Raw genomic sequence first — 19,591 nt, forward strand, 5'->3', positions numbered from 1 at the left:
CGTCCTCCTCCGTTTGCGCTAAGTCAATTGCGCAAAAGAATGCGCCCCGGTGACTCGCATCACCGGGGCGCTGAGCGCTGCGCTCGGCAGGCGACCTTACATGTCGTCGGCGACGATGTTGGCGCGGCGGCCAAAGCCGTGCAGCGGGTCCACGCGTTCGACGCGTGGGAGTCGCGCGTACGGATCGTCCAGTTGTGCATGCGCACCAAATGCATGCAGCGCGCGATGGCGTTCCGTGGCTCGGTCCGCTGCGTGCACTGCAGCACGGCCATGCACCACGGCGGTCACGCTGCCGTAGTGACGGGCCATGCCGGGCCGCATCGCGTACGTCTGGGCCGGCGATTGGGGCGATTGCGGCTCGACCCAATCGTTACGGCCCAGACGGCCGCGATAGCCGAAGCGATGGAAGCCTGCGGCATCAGCCGTCACCGCCTCCACGGCCTTCACAACGTCACGCGGTTCTTGTGCAGGTGCATCAACGCGTGCCAGCGAAGGCTCTTCGCGGTCGAGATTCTCCAGCACGATCGCTTCGCTGACGGGGCGCATGCCCAGTACCGGCTCTTCCGGATCGTATTCCGGGCTGCGGGTGAACGGCGTGGGCGGCGTGGCGGTGCCGGCGGGTGCTGGGCGGCCTGCCCATTCCTGCCAAGAGCGCACGTGGGTGATATCGCCGTCATCGTCGTGGTCGACCACCAGCAGGCGCGTGTTGCGCGGACGCTGCCAGGCGGGTTGCTGCTGCCCCGGCAAGGCCCCGCGCGAAGCGCGAGCCGAAGCCCCGGCGGACGCAGCCGTCACTGCCGGCGTACGTGCGAGCTTGCGGCGAATGGCGCGGTCCAGCCGCGACAGGACCATCCACACCACAAGCACGCCGCCCATGCCCGCGATGATGTTGCCGTACATGCGCAGTTGTTCGAATGGCAGGCCGCTGGGCCCCACGCTGCTGATGGAGTAGCCCACATACAGGCCGAGCATGCCCCAGATCGAGATCACGAGCACCGGCCGGAAAATACGGAACCACAGCACATGGTGCAAGGTCCCGACGACACCCTTGTCCGAAAACGACTGTCGGATCGAGTTTCGCGAAACATCAATGACGAGCATGGTCATGGCGAATTCCCCTGTTGTTGTTGGATGCCCCGGTCAGGGCTGGTCCAGCGGGCACGGGCACGCGTACGCTGGAAGGCGACGGCCGGAAAGCCGACCACCGTGGTGACAAGGTTCAGGATCCAGAACGCAACCGGATACCAGACGGTGTCGATGAAGTAGCGCAGGATGTTGTCGTCGTAGCGGCGATCGATAAAGCAGCCGATCAGCAACTGCAGCACGCATGTGATGAAGAGCAGCGTGCCGTGCCAGCGTGGAAGCGCTTCCATGCGCCACTCGGGGGGCAGCTCGACGAAGAAGCTGACCATCGACCACGTGATGACGATGAGCATGTTGTAGGCCCACACAACCGACAGCGCGTACTCGAAGAAGATCGGCCACATCATCGACTGCCGCAGGCTCGCCATCGCTGGCGCGTACTTGATCAGCGCCTGGATGCCGCCCTTGGCCCAGCGCAGGCGCTGCTTGTACAGGCCGCGGAAGGTCTCGGGCATCAGGATCCACGACAGCGCGCGCGGCTCGTAGCGGATCATCCAGCCGCCCACCTGCAGCTTCCAGCTGATGTCGATGTCCTCGGTGAGCATGTCATTGCTCCAGTAGCCGACATCCTCGATGGCGTGCTTGCGGAACATCACGACCACGCCCGACACCGTCAGCAGTCGGCCATAGACCTGCTGCGTCCGCTTGATGAGGCCCACGATCGACGAGAACTCGCCCACCTGCATGCGCCCCAGCAGGGTGGACCGCGTGCGAATGCGCGGGTTGCCCGTCACTGCACCAACGTTCGGGTTCTCCATCAGGTGGCGGATCATCCAGGCAATCGCGTCCACGTCGAGAATCGAATCGCCGTCGATGCACATCAGGTACTCGGCATCGGTCACCTGTGCAGCGGTGGTAAGGCCGATCGCCTTGCCCTGGTTGGACGACTGGTGAATCACGACCAACTGCGGATACTCCGCAGCCAGTTCGTTCAGCCGCTCGCCGGTGCGGTCGGAGCTGCCGTCGTTCACGGCGATGATGTCGTAGTTCGGATACCGCATGCGTGCGAGGTGGCTGATCACCTCACGCACGTTCGCCTCTTCGTTGTAGCAAGGGACGATGATCGACACCTTGGGGTAACTCTTCACCCCCAGCAGTGCCAGTGGGTGCCGCACGTGCTCCGTCCCGCGCTCAAGCAGGAAGTAGTGCAGCAGCCCGCCGATCATCCAGAAATACGACATGAAAAACGGATAGTAGAAGACGAAATCCGAGATCCAGCGCTTGGCTAGAAGGAAGTCCACTTCCATGTCAGCCTCCCGCCTTGGTGTTGGACGACGTGGCCGCTTCGGTCGTCGCGGGTTTCCTGTCCACTCCAGCACTCGGCGGCTGGCTCTGCGGCAGCGAGGTGCTGTTGAGCTTTTCAACGCTGCCCTTGTCGCCGCCGGGCGGCTTGCGTGTCTCGATATACGTCTTGAGCGACATCACATCACGCAGCACCTCGGTATCGGGCCGGCCGGCAATGAAGTCATCCGGGTAGTAGCCGTAATTAAGAGCACCTGCCGAGCGCAGCGCGCGCATCTGGTCGCGCAGTTCGGCCGTCGGGATCGGCTTGTCCTGATTGCGCCAGTCCACCGCCTGCAGCTCGAAGATGGTCTTCTTCAGCCCATCCTTGTGCTTGGCCACGGCGGCGGTCAGCTTCTTCATCCAGTCCTTCGGGTCCTTGGCTTCTTCCATGTACGGCATGGCTTCGAGCGCCACGTAGTCGTACGCCTCCAGGAAGTCGTCATAGTTCTGCGCCGTCCAGGCCTCGGCCTTCGGGTCCAGCACCGGGCCCGAGAAGATATTGCGTGCAGTCAGCATGTCGCGGCCGTTCTGATAGCCCTGCGCCACCGAGATCAGCTCTTTCGAGAACGAGATCAGCGCAGCGGTCTTGGCCCGCGACCACTTCTGCATCAGCTCGGGCGACTGGCGGATCTGGTTGATGTCGCCGGGCAGGCCCATGGCCTCGTAAGCCTTGAGCGCGGCGGGGCTGGCATCTTCGTAGTCATCGAGCACGCCGTCGTCGTGGAAGAGCACGCCATCGATGACCGAGTTCTTGGCGAGGTCCTCATAGATATCGCGGATCATCTGGCGCGCCTGCGGATCGAACGGCGACAGGCGCGGTGGCTTGACGGAGCCCGGCTTCTGCGGAGCACCCGGCAACGACTGCACAAGGTGCGTGGCGGCTGGATTGTTGGCCGGCAGCTTGTACGACAGCATCGGCAGCCAGGCGTACACCTCCACCTTTGCACGCGTCTTCAACTGCCATGACACGCGCGAGAACAGGTCCGCACGCATCGGCATGTGGCGGTTCGGGAAGTACACGGCATCCACGGCGCCGTTGCCCTTCGGATCGGCGAAGGCCTGCAGGTAGACCACACGCGGCGCGAGGTCCTTGATGCGGTCGATCAGCTTGCCAAGGTTGGCTTCCTGCTGCTTCGGGTCCGGGTCGTAGATGTAATCCATGTCGACCTGCACGACGCGCTGCACGGGGTTGATCTCGCCGTGGTGGGTCACCGGCTCGCGCAGCGAACGCTCCAGATCGCCGGTGTTGGTGTCGTAGCCCATCAGGCTTCGGCGGATGGCGGTGAGCGGCACATCCGGCGTGTTCGGCCCCGGCTCCAGCGTGAGCATGTACTTCAACCCCACGTTGGCGGCCTCCTGGTCGAGCATCAGGTTGTGCGCGCCGTACGGCCACACCACCGTCTGCACCTTGGTGCCGACGTTCTTCTGGATGATGTCGATGCTGCGTTGCAGGTCGTCGCGCACGCGCTTGCGGTACTCGTCATCGGTTTCGTACCGACCGAGGTTGCGCAGGTATTCGTGCGTGCTGGCCGCCGGCATCTCGTTGCCCTGCGGGTTACCCAGCGCGCCGTGGTGCATGTCTTGCGTGTGGGTGGCGAACTCTGCCAGGCCCGAGGCCTGCATCTCGCGGATCTGGTTCCAGTTCATGAAGAAGTCCCGCGGAACGATCTGCTTGTCCGACAGCTTGACCTTTGCACCCGGGGGGGCGTTGGTCCATTCCGTCACCAGACCGAACACCGCCGGAAAGCGGAACTGCTTGAGCAGCGGGAAGACCTTCGTGTAGTGGCTTTCATAGCCGTCATCAAACGTCAGCAGGATCGGGCGCTTGGGCAGGGGCTTGCCGCCATGGCGCGCCGCGTCGATCTGCGCGAGCGTGACCGGGTGGTAGCCGTTGGCCTGGATCCAACTGAACATGTTCGTCAGCATCTTGGTGTCGACGGCAAACCCGTCGGGCAACGTCTCGAAGCTGGCGCGCAGGTTGTCGCGAATGTCGTGAAAGCACAGCACGCGGAACGTCTTGCCGTCGTCCGGATCGGGCTTGGGCAGGAAGTCCACCTGAACGGCAGCGGCAGGCCGGACGGCAGCCACGAGGGCCAACGCCACGGTCAATGCCATCCAGGCGAAGAATCGTCGCAATGACGGTTGTCGGAGAGCTTGCATGGGCATCACAGCGGAATGTTGAGGTTCAGGTACAGGAACTTGCGGTTCTCGGGCTGGCCGTCATAGCTATGGCGGCCAAAGCCGATGCCGTAAGACACCTGCGTCTTGCGATTGATTTGCCACACGTGCTCCAGCCGCGCTTCGTACATCGGGCTGTTGCCGAACGACTGCTGGTTGTACATGCCGCCGGTCAGGTACACGCGCTGCGTGAACGACTTGTCGGCGTAGCGCCAGGGCGTCCACGACCAGATGGCCGTGGCCTGGCCGCTGTAGTCGCGCGATGGGCTGAAGTAGTTCAGGCCCGTCATCGTGTTGCGGCTGGTATCGGCCCCGAACAGCACGCCGATGGTGTGCCGCGGCGAGGTGAACACCTGCTGGTAGAAGTTGGCTGCCACGCGCTGGCGCAGGTTGTCGTCGGTGTAGCGCGACACGCCGTACGTGAGCGAGGCGTAGCGCGTTTCGTCCCAGGTGTAGCGCACGTTGCCGCTGACGGTCTTGCCGGTCACGCCCACCTGGTACGCCTTGTAGGGCACCTCCAGGTCATCGTTCGTGACCATGCCCGACACCTTCCAGTGGTCGCTTGGAATCCACGTGGCATCCAGCGTGCCGCCGGTCTTGCCCACCGCGCCGACGGACTGGTGCACCTCGCCGTTTACCTCGACGCCGGTGTCGAACCACTGCAGGCCCGCGCCGTTGCGCACGCGGCTCTGCGATGCGCCGTCAAACTGCGCGCGGCCGGCAAAGTTGTGGAAGAACAGGCGGTAGTGATCGGCAAACGGGCCGGTGTAGGCTTTGGTGTCGATACCGTATTCGTTGTTGGCGAACGCCGAATTGCCTTTGTCCGCCGTCGACTGGATGATGAGCTGCGGGCTCTGATAGACATCCAGATCCTTGCGCAGCGCATGCACCGAGCCATTCTCCGGAAAGCGCTCGTCCAGCCCGTTGGCGACATCCTTGGCGGTCTTCAGATCGTCTACCGCCAACGACGCACGGCCGTAACCCGCCACAACGCTCAGGTCATCCGGGTGCTCGGCAAGCGCCGTCTTGTACATGTCGCGCGAGCGATACGGCTCGGTCTGCACCATCGCGCCATCGGCACGCGCGCTGACGAGCGATGCGGCGAACGGTGCTTCGTGGCGCCACTTGTCCAGCTCGGCAATGCCCTGGTGCGTGCGGCCCGTCAGGATCAGGTACTGCGCTTCCAGACGCTTGATGCGCGAGTAATCGGGATTGGGCGTACCGGCTTCGGGCGCCAGGCGCACGTATTCCGGGTTGTCGGCCTTCATCTTGTCGAGCAGCGCGCGGGCGTCTTCGAAGCGGCCCGTGTCGAGCATGGCGTAGAAGAGGCCTTCCTGGACGTCGCCCGTTTCGATCTCGCCCGGGCTCGCATCCTTGAGCGCTTGCGCGTACGCCGCAGCGGCCTTGTCCGGCGTATCGAGATACGCATAGGCATCCCCTGCGGCCACACGCGTGTAGGCCGGCACCTTGCCAGTCTGCGACATGGCTTCGTAGCGCTTGACGGCGTCTTTCATGCGCCCACGCGAAGCCAGTGCCACCACTTCATCCGCCACGATTTCCTGGCGGAATTCGGCGTTCTCGGGCGTATCGGGCACCTTCTTGAGCAGCGCCTCGATCTCGGCCACAGCCTGATCGATGATGACGAAGCGCTCCGGCCCGTTGATGACCTTCAACTGCTGACGCCCCCAGCGGATGCGCTGTGCGGCGGCGGCATGGTCAACGTGCCACGATTCGCTTTCCTTGAACCAGTCCGGATGCTGGCGCAGGTTTTCTTGCGCAAGCGTGGCCGCACCCTCGCGCGCCTCGCGCATGACCTCGTCGTGAAAGGCCTGGCGGTCGGTCGGCATCGGGCCGACGGGCGCGTTGTCGGGCGCATTGCCGGCGGCGTGGGTCGCCGCAGCATTGGCCGCTTCCGGCGACACCGGCAGCGGTTCGAGCGCGCCGGGCCCTTGAGCGCTCGGGCCCGAAGGCACGGCCGGCGCCTGTGCAGCCGTATCCGGTGCGGGGGCGCCTGGGGGCAGGATCACCGTGGGCGACGGCGGCGCAGGCGGGGGTGCCGGGGGCGCTGCCTCAACAGCAGGCATTGGCGACGTGGCGGCCGGCGCAGTTGCCGCGGGCGATGTCGTGACGGACGAATCTGCAGGCGGCACCGCCTGTTGCGCCACGAGCAGCCTGTTGGCCGGAGACGCCGGCACGTCATCACCGCCGGCGATGACGGTCGTGGATGCAAACGCGGCCGGGCCCTTGGCCGCGGCGTCGGTCAGCTGCGTATCGATCAAGCGGCGCGTGGCCGCGTTGGAAGCATCGTCGACCGCGGCGTGCGCGATCATCGGCACCGTGCCGACCACCACAACGGTGGCAGCAGCAATCGCGCAGCGGCGGGGATGCCATGCCGCAGCCGCGCTGGTGCGCTCGGCCGGCAGGCTCCAAGAGATTGGCTCGTGGGTTTTCATTGTTGTCATGTCCAGTGAGCGGGACGTGCGGGCGCACGCCATCCGCATTGCATGAAGGGCGGACCGGGCTGAGTCAGCCGAGGCGGGCCGTACCGTTAGCGGCGCGCACCGGGGCGCGCATTGGCTTGGCAGGCGTCACGCCACCGAAGGCCCGCGTCATGGCAGCCCAGCGAGACTCAGCGCCCAGTTCAGCGCCCGATGCGGTCACCGATGCCGTGGTCCGCCCGGACGCCCCCGGCTGGGGGGATGAAGACGCCATCACCGCGTCTCGGGCCGGTGCACTGGCCTGGAGCGGAGTCGGTGTGCGTGCAGCGGTTTGCACGAACACGTCTGCGTCGTGCGCATCTCCAGACACCTGGACCGATGTCTGCGCAGATGCGGCGCTGATCGTGGCGGCAGCCCCGCCTTGCAGTTCCAGTGGAATCCCCAGGCGCATGGCGGCATACACCGCTTCGCTCTTGTTGCGCACGTTCAGGCGTCGATACAGCGTGCACGCGTGCGTCTTGACGGTGGCTTCCGAAATGCCCAGCAAGCGGCCGACACCCTTGACGGAGTGACCGCGTGACAGCAGCACCAGCACTTCGTACTGTCGCAGCGAAACATTCAGCCGCTGCGCCGCTTCCGACGCATCCAGCGAGAGCATCGGCATGGCGGCATTGGCCGCACGCGGCATCAACGCCGGATACGACTGGCCGCCGGCGAGCACCAGCCGCAGCGTGGCGAGCAAGACTTCCGGCGATTGCGACTTGGCGCAGTAGGCGTCCACCCCGCACGTCATGGCGACGTGCGCTTCTTCGGCAGACAGGCTGGCGGCCAGCAGCACCACACGGCTGGCCTCGCTGGCGTCGATGGCCTCGCGCAATTGGGCAGCGAATTCACCGGCGTTGATCGGGCCCTCGGCCTCGTCCATGCCGATGACGAGCAGATCGGCTCGCTCATCGAACGCGTGCAGTTCGCCAGGAATGCCCGCAGGCAATGCCGGGGCGACGACCTCCAGGCCGAGGGTGGGATGCGCGAGCAACTGCGCAAGTCCGGCTCGTAGCAACGGATGATTCTCCAGCAGGACTGCTTTCATGGTTTCCTCGTTTTCTTGTGAAGCGATTCCGGTCAGGCGCGCGCAGGCCAGCCGCTGCGGGCGAGCACGCATGTGACCGTCGAAACCCCGGGACCGTCCGAGAGAAGCGCCCTGCCACCGGCGGTGTGCCGGTTCTGGAGAAGCGAAGTGCGAATGCCGTGGGGACCGTGGGACCGTGAGGATCAAGCCGGTTCCGGATTCGCTTATTGGAAAAACATGTTCTGGATGTGGCGGAACTGCCTTGCACATCCAGAGTGACCGCACGACATAGAGCAAGCATCGGGCCACCTCCGTGCAGCGCAACATCTGCTTACACTTGCGGCACAAATGACGTCGTGCAGAAGGCGGGCGAAACCCGCAATGGCAAAGGATCAGCGGGCAGCGGCATCGATTGATGCGATGCCGCAAATCCGATCTATTTCTGTAACGATTTAGTTACGAATTCGCGGTGTGTGATGACAGACCCGATCATGCCATCGGTTGTCCACTGAACGTTTTTACAACCTGTTTTAAAACTTACCGAGCGAGCGCTGCAGGCGCCACATTGGCGGCATGCCCGGCAGCGGGTAGATGACCGATGCGCCCCTTCAGTGCTTATGGCGCATGGCAAAAAGGAACAGGCTGTCGATGGCGCCCACCATGAAGATCAGCCCCGCAGCCGCATGCAGCATCCAGGCGCCGTCGGCAAACGGCAGTTGGATGGATGTGTGAGGAATGACCGCCACCGCGCCCGCGGCTACCGACATGCGCAGCACCGGCACCCACCATGTGCGCTTGGCGGGCGGCGGATCGTCGCGATGGCGCGGCGCAGGGTCAGGCGTCGAAGAAGACATGCGGCAGGGACGAGATGTGATGGCCATGCTGCATTGTTGAACACAACCGATCGAAGCGAAACACAAAACAGCGCCCTGCAATGCCCGCAATTCCCCTAACTGAAGCTGCCTAGGCTGGATGTGCAGCCAAGTGGGCAAGATTCTGCAGCATGTCGGTCGTCATCTCCGCCACACCGTATTCGGGCTTCCAGCCCCAGTCGCGCCGGGCGACCGAATCGTCGATGGAGTTCGGCCAGCTGGCCGCAATCGCCTGGCGGAAGTCCGGCGCATACGCCACCTCGAACGACGGACGATGCCGGCGGATCTCCGCTGCCAGTTGCTCCGGCGTAAAGCTCACGCCTGCCAGGTTGTAACTGCCGCGCTCGGTGATGCGCTCGGCCGGGGCCTCCATCAACTCGATGGTGGCGCGCACGGCGTCGGGCATGTACATCATGGGGAGCGCCTCGTCGTGATCAAGAAAGCACGTATAGCGCTCACCCTTCACGGCCGAATGGAAGATGTCGATGGCGTAGTCGGTTGTGCCGCCGCCCGGCGCAGTCTTGTACGAGATCAGGCCCGGATAGCGCAGGCTCCGCACATCCACGCCGTGGTGCTCGAAATACCAGCGGCACCAGCCCTCGCCTGCGAGCTTGGAGATGCCGTAGACGGTCTTGGGCTCCATGATCGTGCTTTGCGGGGTGTTGTCCGCAGGCGTGGTGGGCCCGAACGCGGCAATCGAGCTGGGCCAGAAGATGCGCTCAAGCTGATGATTGCGCGCGGCTTCCAGCACGTTCAGCAGGCCATTCATATTGAGCGCCCAGCCCCACGTGGGCGATTGCTCTGCTGCGGCCGACAGCGCCGCCGCCAGGTGATAGATCTGCGTAATGCCGTGGCGCTCGATGATCTCGCGCAACTGGCCGCGATCGGTCACATCCAACGTTTCGTGGCGAATCTGCGGGTGGCGGCCACGGGGCACCATGTCGCTGGTCACGACGTTGCCAGTGCCGTAGCGCTCGGCCAGCGCGGCGGCCAGCTCCGTCCCCAATTGCCCGTTGGCGCCGATGATGAGGATGCGCGGCGCCGTTCCAACATTCGCGCTGGTGCCGGTGCTCATCAGATGATCCCCAGTTCCTTGCCGGCGGTTTCAAATGCCTTGAGCGCCGCATCGAGTTGCGCGCGCTCGTGCACGGCGCTGATCTGCACGCGGATGCGCGCCTGCCCCTTGGGCACCACCGGATAAAAGAAGCCAACCACGTAGACGCCCAACTCCAGCAGGCGCTTGGACAATGCCTGCGCCTTCTGTGCGTCGTACACCATGATCGGCACGATGGGATGGTCGCCCGGCTTGATATCGAAACCCAACTCGACGATCTTGCGGCGGAAATACAGCGCACTGTCTTCAAGCTTGTCGCGCAGCGCGGTGTCGGCTTCCAACAGATCGAGCACCTTGATGGAGGCTCCGACAATGGACGGTGCCACCGTGTTTGAGAACAGATACGGCCGCGAACGCTGGCGCAGCAGCGCCACCACTTCCTTGCGCGCGCTCGTGAAGCCGCCCGACGCTCCGCCCAGGCCCTTGCCCAGCGTGCCGGTAATGATGTCGATCTTGCCGAACACGCCACGGTGTTCGTGCGAGCCGCGGCCGCGCTTGCCGAGAAAGCCCGTGGCATGGCATTCGTCAATGCCCAGCAGCGCACCGAACTCATCGCAGATGGCGCGGATTTCATCCAGCCGCGCGATGGTGCCGTCCATTGAGAACACGCCGTCGGTAAACACAAGCTTGAAGCGTGCGCCCGCCGCATCGGCGGCCTGCAATTGCGCGCGCAGATCATCGAGATCGTTGTGCTTGTAGCGATAGCGCTGCGCCTTGCACAGGCGGATGCCATCGATGATGGACGCGTGGTTCAGTTCGTCGCTGATGACGGCGTCTTCCGCGCCGAGTAGCGTTTCGAACAGCCCGCCGTTGGCGTCGAACGCCGAGCCGTAGAGGATCGTGTCTTCCGTGCCGAGAAACTTTGCCAGCCGCGCTTCCAGCGTCTTGTGCAGGTCTTGCGTGCCGCAAATGAAGCGCACCGAGCTGAGGCCAAAGCCATGCGTGTCGAGCGCCTCGTGCGCCGCCTTGAGCACCTCCGGGTGCGACGACAAGCCGAGGTAGTTGTTGGCGCAGAGGTTGATGACCTCCTTGCCGTCAGCCGTGCGAATCTCAGCGCCCTGCGGCGAGGTGATGATGCGCTCGGTCTTGTAGAGACCGGCTTCCTCGATCGCCTCCAGTTCGCGCCGGATGTGCGCGTAGAAGGCGTCGGTGGAAGCATTGGCTTGCGTTGTCCCCATGGTGCTGCTCCTGTAGACTGCGTTGATCGATAAATCGAACATGTTCGATATATCGAATAATTCGTTCAATTTACAAGATACCAACCGATGGCACAAGCCCCCGCCACCGATGTCCTCGCCGACGGCCCGCCCGCCGTTGGTGCCAAGCTGCAAGCACTGCGCCAGGCGCGCAAGCTGTCGCTCGATGAACTGTCGCGGCGCGCGGGCGTATCCAAATCCATGCTCTCGCAGGTCGAGCGCAATCTGGCCAACCCGACCGTCGCGGTGCTGTGGCGCCTGGCCACCGCGCTTGGCGTGGGGCTGGCAGATTTTCTGTCGCCCGAAGGCGCGGCCGATGCGGCGCCCGCGGTGACGGTCATCCCCGCTCACTCCATCCCAGTCATCAAAAGCCCGGATGGCAAGTGCGAATTGAAGATTCTTGGCCCCGTCGACCTGGCGGCGCGCTTTGAATGGTATGAACTGGCGATTCAGCCCGGCGGCGTGCTCGCATCAGAGCCGCACGAGCTGGGCTCGAAGGAGCACATCTCCGTGCTGAGCGGCACGGTGACGGTGCAATCCGGCCCGAGTGAGAAGAAGGTGCGGCACGGAGAATCGGCGCGCTACCCGGGGGATGTGCAGCACGCCATCTCAAACGCCGGCAAGACGGTGGCGACGGCGTTGCTGGTGGTCGAATACGCGCAATAGCCGCTGCAGATTGACGCTGCCTAGGCTGCCTGCAGTTGGGGCGCCCGCCACACGCGCGGCAGCAGCACCCCGAGCATCAGCCCGCGCAACGCCATAAACCCCAGCATCGACAACCACAGCCCGTGGTTGCCCCACAGCGGCTGCAGCGTGACCGACAAGCCCCAGAACGCGGCAGCCGCCACGGCCATCGTCACCAGCAGTTCACGTGTGCGCGTCGCGCCGATGAACACGCCGTCAAACTGGAAGCCCCATACCGACACGATCGGCAGCAACGCCGCCCACACCAGATAGTGGCGCGCGGCTTCGCGCACGGCGGCTTGATCAGTCAGCACGCCGATGATGCCGGCGCCCGCGAGCGCGTACACAGCGGCAAAAAACCCTGCCCCCAGCACCGACCAGAACGTCGACACGCGAATCGCCATGCGCAGCGCTGCGCGGTCCCGGGCGCCCATGGCGGCGCCCACCAGCGCTTCGGCCGCGTGCGCGAAGCCGTCCAGCCCGTAGGCCATGAAGGTCAGGAAGTTGAGCAGCAGCGCGTTGGCCGCAAGCACCACATCGCCCTGCTTCGCGCCCGCGTGGGCAAACCAGCCGAAGGCGGCCAGCAGGCAAAGCGTGCGCAGGAAGATGTCGGTGTTCAGGCCCATCAGGCGGCGCCAGGCGTCGCGGGCGAGCAGTTCGGCGCGCGTGAGCGGCGGCAAGCCCACGGGCCGTTGCAGCCAGAGCAGCAGCATGCCGAGCCCAAATCCGGCAATGTCAGCCAGCGCCGTTGCCGCGCCAATACCGCCCACACCCATGCCGGCCCCCAACACCAAGGTCAGCACTGCCACCATGTTCACGGTATTGATGAAGACCTGCAGCAGCAAAGCGCGCCGCACCTGCTGGCGCCCGAGCAGCGTGCCGAGCACGACGTAGTTGGCCAGCGCAAACGGCGCCGACCAGATGCGCGTGTGGCAATACACCTCGGCCATGCGTGTGACGGATTCGCTCGCACCGAGCAGCGCCAGCGTGATGCGGATCGCCGGCACCTGCAGCGCCAGCAATGCCGCTCCAATGGCAAATGCCAGCAGCAGCGCACGCACCACGCTGGCCCGTAATGCTTGCGTGTCGCCCGCGCCGTGCGCCTGCGACACCAGCCCCGTGGTGCCCATGCGCAGGAAGCCAAACCCCCAGAACACGAAATTGAAGAAGACCCCGCCCAGCGCCACGCCGCCAATGTATTCCGGCCCCGGCAGATGCCCAGCCACGGCGGTATCCACCGCCGAGAGGATCGGCTGCGTCAGGTTGGCCAGCACGATGGGAAATGCCAGCGTCAGCACGCGCCGATGCCACTGCGCAGGTGACGCAGGTGCAACCGAAGTGGCGAAAGAGGACTCCATGGGGAGAAAAAACTGCGAGGAACGATGAAAAAGGCGGTGCAACCGCTCACGATTTCGCTATCATTGCGCCCCATTGCGGGCTCCGGAATCGGGCGGCAAGTGCGGCACCCCGCACAACGTCGCCGATGACTATACGCGAATCCCCCCGGAAGGCAGACACCGTGTTTTGCCTTTCATCGCGGCCGGACGGGTGCGGTTGATGCTACGCATCATCCGGCACACGCATGTCCTAGGCTGGTGACACCCACCACATGGGACGGCGGGCGACGCCCAAACAGCGTCGCCTCGGTAGAACTAAGCGGACTGGTAAGCAACCGCGATGCCCTGTCGAACTTCCGACTCGCCGGGGCGGAGACTCCTCTTGGAAAAAAACGTACAACGCAATCTCGGCGCCTGGGCATTGATGCTGACCGGGCTGGGCTCGATCATCGGCTCCGGCTGGCTGTTCGGCGCCGGCCACGCTGCAAAGGTGGCGGGCCCCGCTGCCATCTTCACCTGGATCATCGGCGCCGTCGTCATCCTGGCCATTGCCCTGACGTATTCCGAACTGGGCGCGATGTTCCCGGAATCCGGCGGCATGGTGCGCTATGCGCGCTACTCGCACGGGTCGCTGGTGGGCTTCGTGGCGGCCTGGGCCAACTGGATCGCCATTGTCACCGTCATCCCCATCGAGGCTGAGGCATCGATCCAGTACATGAGCAGTTGGCCGTGGCCCTGGGCGCAGTCGCTGTTCCAGCACGGTGAGCTGACGCCGCCGGGGCTGGTCCTGTCGGCCGTGCTCGTCGTCGTGTACTTCCTGCTGAACTACTGGGGCGTGAAGGTGTTTGCCAAGGCGAACAACGCCATCACGATCTTCAAGTTCATCATTCCGGCCGCAACTGCGGTAGCGCTGGTTGCAGCGGGCTTTCACCCGGGCAACTTTGGCTCGAGCACGGGCGCGAATGCGGCAGGTCAAGGGTTCGCCCCGTACGGCTGGTCCGCAGTGCTGACCGCCATTGCCACCAGCGGCATCGTGTTCGCGTTCAACGGTTTCCAGAGCCCGATCAACCTTGCGGGCGAGGCGCGCAACCCGGGCCGCAACGTGCCCATCGCGGTGATCGGTTCGATCCTGCTGGCTGCGGTGATCTACGTCGCGCTGCAGGTGGCCTTCCTGGGCGCGGTGCCGCCTGAGTCGCTCGTCAATGGCTGGCATGGCATTGATTACCACTCGCCGTTCGCCCAGTTGGCGATTGCGCTGAACCTGAACTGGCTGGCCATCGTTTTGTACATCGATGCGTTCGTCAGCCCGTCGGGCACCGGCAGCACGTACATGGCCACCACCACGCGCATGATCTACGCGATGGAGCGCAACAACACCATGCCGGCCATCTTCGGCCGCGTGCACCCGCTGTTTGGCGTGTCGCGTCCGGCCATGTGGTTCAACCTGGCGGTGTCGTTCATCTTCCTGTTCTTCTTCCGTGGCTGGGGCGCGCTGGCTGCCGTCATCTCGGTGGCCACCGTCATCTCGTACCTGACGGGCCCGATCAGCGTGATGTCGCTGCGCCGCACGTCGCCGCAACTGCATCGCCCGCTGCGTCTGCCGGGGCTCTCGCTCATCGCGCCGTTCGCGTTTGTGTGCGCATCGCTCATCCTGTACTGGGCCAAGTGGCCGCTGACGGGCGAGATCATCGTGCTGATGCTGGTGGCGCTGCCCGTGTACTTCTACTACCAGGCCAAGGCCGGCTGGCCCGACTTCAAGACGGAACTCAAGGGCGCGTGGTGGATGATCGCCTACCTGCCGACCATCGCCGCGCTGTCGTACTGCGGCAGCACGGAGTTCGGCGGCCACGGCTACATCCCCTACGGCTGGGACATGGGCATCGTGGCGGTGCTCTCGCTGTTCTTCTACCACTGGGGCGTGGCCAGCGGCTGGCATACGCGCTATCTGGATGAAGTCGAACACGTACATGACGACGTGCCAGCGCACGACACCAAGCGTGCGCCGCGCGCCGTGCCGCAACGCGCCTGACACCGCTGTTGTTCGCAAGACAAAACGCCCGACCGGTTCTGCCGGCGGGCGTTTTTTCTTGCCTGCGCGCTGCCGGGATCTGCTCAGCTGTGTGCGCTAGACTGCGCCGCAACCCACCGGACTTTGCGTACAACCCAACGCCATTTCATTTGCCCATGACTCGACTCCTCGGCCTGCTCCTGATCGCGCTGTCCCTGAGCGCTTGCAGCAAGAAAGAAGAATCCGGCCCCAGCGGCGGCCTATCGCCCACGATGACGGCTGCCGCGCCGGCGCCTGCCGAAAGCGCCAAGATGGCCGATCGCGCCGAGCAGCGCTTTCTCGCCTACGAGCACCGCGTCTCATTGGAAGTCGATCCGCCGCAACTGGAGCGCCTGTACCGCGAGCTGCAGGACACCTGCGTGAATGAGGTCACATGGCACTGCACGGTCATGGACGCCAGCATCCAGCTCGAACGCGACCAACGCGGCGGCACCGCGCACCTGAACCTGCGCGCCAGCCCCGAGGGGGTCCGAGCCATGCGCAAACGCCTGACCGATAGCGGTGGCGTTGTCAGCCAGGGCACCCACGTGGACGACCTCGGCCAGCCCATTGCCGAAGTCGGCAAGCGCCTGGAGATGCTGAAGAATTACCGCGCAAGCCTGCTCGACCTGCAGCGCAAGGCGACCAAGGTGGAAGACCTGATCCTGATCGCAGAAAAGCTCGCGGAAACGCAATCGGAACTGGAGGCCGCCACTGGCCAGAACACGCACCTCATGGACCGCGTGAACCGCGAGGTGCTGTCGATCGACCTGAGCACGCGGCAGACGGCAGCGCGCAGCCTATGGGCGCCCATCGGCAATGCCTTGCGCGAGTTCCTGCCCTCACTGGTGCGCGCCAGCGCGAGCGTGATTGAAGCGGTGGCCTACCTGTTGCCCTGGGGCATCGTGCTGTCGGTATTGGTGGCGCTGTTCATCAAGCTGCGGCGCAAATGGCGCCAGCGCAAGACAGCCCAATGAGCCATCGCGCGGGGCGCTAGACCGTGGCCGGCTGACGTTGCGGCTCGGCCGCCACCACGGGCGCACCCTGCACACGCTCCACCGCCTCGAACAGGGCGCGGATGTTTGCCGCGCCAAATCCGCGTGCGCCCTGACGCTCGATCAGTTCGAAAAAGAACACTGGCTCCGCCGTGCGCGACGGCGCCAGAAATGACTGCAACAACAGGCCATCGGCATCGCGGTCGGCCATGATGCCAAGCGCCAAGGCAGCGTCGCGCGGGACGGGGCAGTGCCCGATGCGCGCCAGCATGGCGTCGAACACTTCGGGCATGGAGCCGGCAAAGTTAACCTCGTGACGTTCGAGCGCAAGGCTATGCGCCAACAGTGCAGGCACACGCAGCGCCAGGTGCTGGATGCCCGCGCCGCCGTGCACATCGACAAAGCGGTGCAGTTGCGTCGTCTGGCTGGTCGGTGTGGGCGCAGAGAGCACGAGCTTCACGCTGCCGCTGGCGTTCTGCAGCACCGTGTTGATCATGCCGAGACTGCGCGTCTGGATGTGCTCGGTTTGCGTGACATGCAGGCCAAAGCCCGCTTCGTAACGCGCGACTGTTGCGTCCATCGTGTGGCAAGGCAGGCACAGCGCGAGGTGGTCAAGCCCCTGCGCTCCATCGAAGGCAGCATCGCCGGCAGCAGGGTCGCGCTCAACAAACGTGTGCGTGACATGACCGATACCGCCCACGCGTGCCATGCGCACAGGGCGCTCCCCGTGCGGCGTGGGCAGAACGCCCCAGTGCGGCGGTGCCAGATCGGCCGCGCCGGCACGCACTGCCCGGCGATGCGCGACATCAACATCCTCGACCCCGAACATCACGTCATTGACGACGATTTCGTCGGCACGTGGCGCAGCGACGCGACTTGGCTCGACCCGCAACCACGCATGGCTGCCCACCCGTTCCACATCGCTCGCAGGCGCCTGCAAGGTGCGCAGAAAATCGCGGGACCAACTCGGGCCGCTGACCGATACCGACGCCACCGACGCTAGTGTCATGACCGTCTCCTGACGCCGCACAGCGTCGTGTTTGGATGGTTGGGGAAAACGCCTGCCGCTTCAGTATCGAAACCCGGCGGCACCGGACAACTACGGGCGGGCGTATGCCAATGCGCCCGCTGCCGTTGGCACGCACGGCTTCTCGGGGGCACGCGCTGCGCGCGGCGGCAAATAGGCGTCCGTCACGGCGGCGGACCATGCATGCGGCCGACGGACGATGCCGTGCCGCGCCAGCCACGCGGCATAGCCCGACATGAGCGAGGCATCGTGCCGGCCCCACACGCCATCGGTCAGCCACGTGGTGGACACGGCGCGCAGCGACCGCGCAATCGTGGTTCGCGGGAAATACGGAATGACGCGCTCGAACAGCGGCAGCGCGCTGGCCGGATCTGCATGGGCCGCGGCAAACCCGCGCGAGGCGGCTGCCAGCAAACCGCTGACGGCGCCGGCATTGCACGCCAGCCAGCGAGCATCCGCGGCCAGCAGATAGCTGTGATACGACGGCGCGCCGATCTCATCGATCGGCCAGACCTGGCGCTGCGCATCGGGCAGGGTCGAAGGCATCACGCCCTCCCACGCCCAGTAGCTGCCGAAGCTCGCATCGGCCACGCCATCGCGCAGCTCATCGAAGGTCAGTTCGCGCACACCAGCGTCGACCAGCTTCACGGCATCGGGGTCGCCGCCATCTGCGCGAACGATGTCGGTCAGCAAGGCGCGCGCACGCACCGTGGGGTTGAGCGCCACACGGCGCCCACAGAGATCGCGCGGGCGCGTGATGCCGTGCCCGTTTACCGAATGGATAGCTTCCAGGCTGCGCTGGTTGACGGCGGCCACACCACAGACCGGCTCGCCTGTCTCAAAACGGGCCAGCACGCGCCGCGTCGGGCACACACCCAGATGCACATCGCCGCGCATGACGTGATCGAGCGTGTCGCCTCGGGCGTCGTCACGCACGACGATTTCCACGTCCAACCCCGCACGCGCAAACCAGCCCTTGGCGCGCGCGAGGTAAAACCCGGCAGCATTCGTCCACGGGTGAAAGTACTCAAGCATGAGGCGAACGTGCTGCATGGTGCGAACGGCCGATGGCCAAGTGGACAACGGCCCCAGTGTGCGAGCCATGACCACCACCGCGTACTACGTGGATTGTGCAAACGGCTCACGGGTCCTACGAAGCCATCGCGAAAACTCGATGGAACCCCGTTGCCCAAGCAGTGCCGCAGTGGGCGCGCGGGCAGTAAGCCAGCTCTGCCGCAAGATCTGGAAGTGCCGTGCTAGTCCGAAGCGGCCTTGATGAAATCGATGAACGCCCTGAGCGGCGCCGGAACAAGGCGCCGCCCCGGATAGTAGAGATACGGCCCCGGGAACGGCCGCCACCAATCCTCGAGCACGGGTTCGAGCGCACCGCTTGCAAGGTGTGGACGTAGCCAGTCTTCATAGAGATGGACAACGCCCACGCCGGCCAGGGCCGCGTCCACAACAAGATCGGTCGCCCCGCCAATGCGAACGAGCAGCGGACCCGACGGCTCTACCCGAACCACTTCACCATCGCGCTCGTATTCCCACGGCGGCATCGCACCGCTTGCGAACTTGCCACGCAGGCAGGCGTGATCGAGCAGGTCGCGCGGATGAGCGGGCCGGCCGCGTCGATCGAGATAGCCGGGTGCCGCTGCCGTTGCGAACCGCTGCGATCGCGGGCCGATCGGAACGGCGATCATGTCCTGTTCGAGCCGCTCGTCATAACGGATGCCTGCGTCGAAACCTGCAGCCAGGATGTCGACAAAGCTCTCTTCGGCCACGACCTCCAGCTGTATCTCGGGATAGGCGTCGAGAAAGCCCGGGATGATGGCGGGCAGCACCAGCCGCGCGGCGCTCATCGGCACATTGAGCTTCAGCGTGCCGGCGGGCCTTTCGCGAAAGCTGTTGACGACATCGAGCGCGGCTTCCACCTCGCTCAAGGCGGGCCGCAGGCGGCTCAGCAGACGCTGCCCCGCTTCAGTGGGCGAGACGCTGCGCGTCGTGCGGTTCAGCAGGCGCACGCCGAGCTGTGTCTCCAACCGCCGCACCGCCTCGCTGAGCCCGGATGCGCTCGCGCCCATCAGCCTTGCACCTTCGCGGAAGCCCTTGGCCTGCGCCACCGCCACGAAGGCATTCAGATCGCCCAGATCGACTTTCATTGTTCGCATTTTCGTACAACCCGTGCGGATTATGTCCCCTTATCGCGC

15 protein-coding genes are annotated in these 19,591 nt (G+C 65.0%); 3 read left to right on the forward strand and 12 right to left on the reverse strand.

All coding sequences use genetic code 11. The annotated features are described in order from the left end of the window. Positions 1-96 precede the first annotated feature (96 nt). The 8 genes from NG898_RS19115 to kbl all read right to left on the reverse strand — a co-directional run bounded on the left by NG898_RS19115 (position 97) and on the right by kbl (position 11,276). On the reverse strand, positions 97-1,107 hold the full coding sequence (locus NG898_RS19115) for a PgaD family protein (protein WP_252693907.1): 1,011 nt from the start codon (positions 1,105-1,107) through the stop codon (positions 97-99). After that, positions 1,104-2,390 carry a poly-beta-1,6-N-acetyl-D-glucosamine synthase gene (pgaC, locus tag NG898_RS19120; RefSeq protein ID WP_252693908.1) on the reverse strand — a complete coding sequence of 429 codons (1,287 nt, stop codon included), beginning with the start codon at positions 2,388-2,390 and terminating at the stop codon, positions 1,104-1,106. Before pgaC ends, NG898_RS19115 begins: the two co-directional genes overlap by 4 nt. A gap of 1 nt (position 2,391) precedes the next feature. Then, the gene (pgaB, locus tag NG898_RS19125) at positions 2,392-4,587 is read right to left on the reverse strand and encodes a poly-beta-1,6-N-acetyl-D-glucosamine N-deacetylase PgaB (RefSeq protein WP_420803705.1); all 2,196 of its coding nucleotides are present in this window, start codon (positions 4,585-4,587) and stop codon (positions 2,392-2,394) included. A gap of 5 nt (positions 4,588-4,592) precedes the next feature. Continuing rightward, positions 4,593-7,058, reverse strand: coding sequence for a poly-beta-1,6 N-acetyl-D-glucosamine export porin PgaA (gene pgaA, locus NG898_RS19130; RefSeq protein WP_252693909.1), 2,466 nt, complete (start codon positions 7,056-7,058; stop codon positions 4,593-4,595). Between the two features lie 73 nt (positions 7,059-7,131). Next, on the reverse strand, positions 7,132-8,133 hold the full coding sequence (locus tag NG898_RS19135) for a LuxR C-terminal-related transcriptional regulator (RefSeq protein WP_252693910.1): 1,002 nt from the start codon (positions 8,131-8,133) through the stop codon (positions 7,132-7,134). Positions 8,134-8,720: 587 nt separating this feature from the next. Further along, a complete protein-coding gene (locus NG898_RS19140) occupies positions 8,721-8,966 on the reverse strand; it encodes a hypothetical protein (protein WP_252693911.1) in 246 nt (81 codons plus the stop codon). A gap of 109 nt (positions 8,967-9,075) precedes the next feature. Then, positions 9,076-10,059, reverse strand: coding sequence for an NAD-dependent epimerase/dehydratase family protein (locus NG898_RS19145; RefSeq protein ID WP_252693912.1), 984 nt, complete (start codon positions 10,057-10,059; stop codon positions 9,076-9,078). Then, a complete protein-coding gene (kbl, locus tag NG898_RS19150; RefSeq protein WP_252693913.1) occupies positions 10,059-11,276 on the reverse strand; it encodes a glycine C-acetyltransferase in 1,218 nt (405 codons plus the stop codon). The genes NG898_RS19145 and kbl overlap by 1 nt, the downstream gene beginning before the upstream one ends. An 87-nt stretch (positions 11,277-11,363) precedes the next feature. Between kbl and NG898_RS19155 the strand changes: the two genes are divergently transcribed. Continuing rightward, entirely contained in the window at positions 11,364-11,960 is a 597-nt protein-coding gene (locus NG898_RS19155; RefSeq protein WP_004631320.1) for a helix-turn-helix domain-containing protein, read from the forward strand. Between the two features lie 20 nt (positions 11,961-11,980). Here NG898_RS19155 and NG898_RS19160 read toward each other — a convergent pair whose 3' ends face one another. Continuing rightward, a complete protein-coding gene (locus NG898_RS19160) occupies positions 11,981-13,336 on the reverse strand; it encodes an MATE family efflux transporter (protein WP_252693914.1) in 1,356 nt (451 codons plus the stop codon). Positions 13,337-13,697: 361 nt separating this feature from the next. Between NG898_RS19160 and NG898_RS19165 the strand changes: the two genes are divergently transcribed. Together NG898_RS19165 and NG898_RS19170 are read left to right on the forward strand one after the other, a co-directional pair. Further along, entirely contained in the window at positions 13,698-15,344 is a 1,647-nt protein-coding gene (locus NG898_RS19165; RefSeq protein ID WP_252693915.1) for an APC family permease, read from the forward strand. Between the two features lie 155 nt (positions 15,345-15,499). Beyond that, positions 15,500-16,339, forward strand: coding sequence for a DUF4349 domain-containing protein (locus tag NG898_RS19170; RefSeq protein ID WP_252693916.1), 840 nt, complete (start codon positions 15,500-15,502; stop codon positions 16,337-16,339). A 16-nt stretch (positions 16,340-16,355) separates the two neighbouring features. On the opposite strand, the gene NG898_RS19175 is transcribed toward NG898_RS19170, so the two are convergent. The 3 genes from NG898_RS19175 to NG898_RS19185 form a co-directional block, all read right to left on the reverse strand. After that, the gene (locus tag NG898_RS19175; protein ID WP_252693917.1) at positions 16,356-17,366 is read right to left on the reverse strand and encodes a VOC family protein; all 1,011 of its coding nucleotides are present in this window, start codon (positions 17,364-17,366) and stop codon (positions 16,356-16,358) included. A 90-nt stretch (positions 17,367-17,456) separates the two neighbouring features. Further along, positions 17,457-18,419 carry an ABC transporter substrate-binding protein gene (locus NG898_RS19180; RefSeq protein WP_252693918.1) on the reverse strand — a complete coding sequence of 321 codons (963 nt, stop codon included), beginning with the start codon at positions 18,417-18,419 and terminating at the stop codon, positions 17,457-17,459. Positions 18,420-18,640: 221 nt separating this feature from the next. After that, positions 18,641-19,543, reverse strand: coding sequence for a LysR family transcriptional regulator (locus NG898_RS19185; protein ID WP_252693919.1), 903 nt, complete (start codon positions 19,541-19,543; stop codon positions 18,641-18,643). Positions 19,544-19,591 lie beyond the last annotated feature (48 nt).

This window comes from Ralstonia mojiangensis, from assembly GCF_023955645.1.
GTDB classification, from domain to species: Bacteria; Pseudomonadota; Gammaproteobacteria; order Burkholderiales; family Burkholderiaceae; genus Ralstonia; species Ralstonia mojiangensis.

What these genes read in the sequence shown, in the direction of transcription:
- NG898_RS19180 (WP_252693918.1), bottom strand. Translation starts at nt 18,419, where the DNA reads ATGCTTGAGTACTTTCACCCGTGGACGAATGCTGCCGGGTTTTACCTC.
- NG898_RS19140 (WP_252693911.1), bottom strand. Translation starts at nt 8,966, where the DNA reads ATGTCTTCTTCGACGCCTGACCCTGCGCCGCGCCATCGCGACGATCCG.
- NG898_RS19175 (WP_252693917.1), bottom strand. Translation starts at nt 17,366, where the DNA reads ATGACACTAGCGTCGGTGGCGTCGGTATCGGTCAGCGGCCCGAGTTGG.
- NG898_RS19145 (WP_252693912.1), bottom strand. Translation starts at nt 10,059, where the DNA reads ATGAGCACCGGCACCAGCGCGAATGTTGGAACGGCGCCGCGCATCCTC.
- NG898_RS19160 (WP_252693914.1), bottom strand. Translation starts at nt 13,336, where the DNA reads ATGGAGTCCTCTTTCGCCACTTCGGTTGCACCTGCGTCACCTGCGCAG.
- NG898_RS19185 (WP_252693919.1), bottom strand. Translation starts at nt 19,543, where the DNA reads ATGAAAGTCGATCTGGGCGATCTGAATGCCTTCGTGGCGGTGGCGCAG.
- kbl (WP_252693913.1), bottom strand. Translation starts at nt 11,276, where the DNA reads ATGGGGACAACGCAAGCCAATGCTTCCACCGACGCCTTCTACGCGCAC.
- pgaA (WP_252693909.1), bottom strand. Translation starts at nt 7,058, where the DNA reads ATGAAAACCCACGAGCCAATCTCTTGGAGCCTGCCGGCCGAGCGCACC.
- NG898_RS19170 (WP_252693916.1), top strand. Translation starts at nt 15,500, where the DNA reads ATGACTCGACTCCTCGGCCTGCTCCTGATCGCGCTGTCCCTGAGCGCT.
- pgaB (WP_420803705.1), bottom strand. Translation starts at nt 4,587, where the DNA reads ATGCAAGCTCTCCGACAACCGTCATTGCGACGATTCTTCGCCTGGATG.
- pgaC (WP_252693908.1), bottom strand. Translation starts at nt 2,390, where the DNA reads ATGGAAGTGGACTTCCTTCTAGCCAAGCGCTGGATCTCGGATTTCGTC.
- NG898_RS19155 (WP_004631320.1), top strand. Translation starts at nt 11,364, where the DNA reads ATGGCACAAGCCCCCGCCACCGATGTCCTCGCCGACGGCCCGCCCGCC.
- NG898_RS19135 (WP_252693910.1), bottom strand. Translation starts at nt 8,133, where the DNA reads ATGAAAGCAGTCCTGCTGGAGAATCATCCGTTGCTACGAGCCGGACTT.
- NG898_RS19115 (WP_252693907.1), bottom strand. Translation starts at nt 1,107, where the DNA reads ATGACCATGCTCGTCATTGATGTTTCGCGAAACTCGATCCGACAGTCG.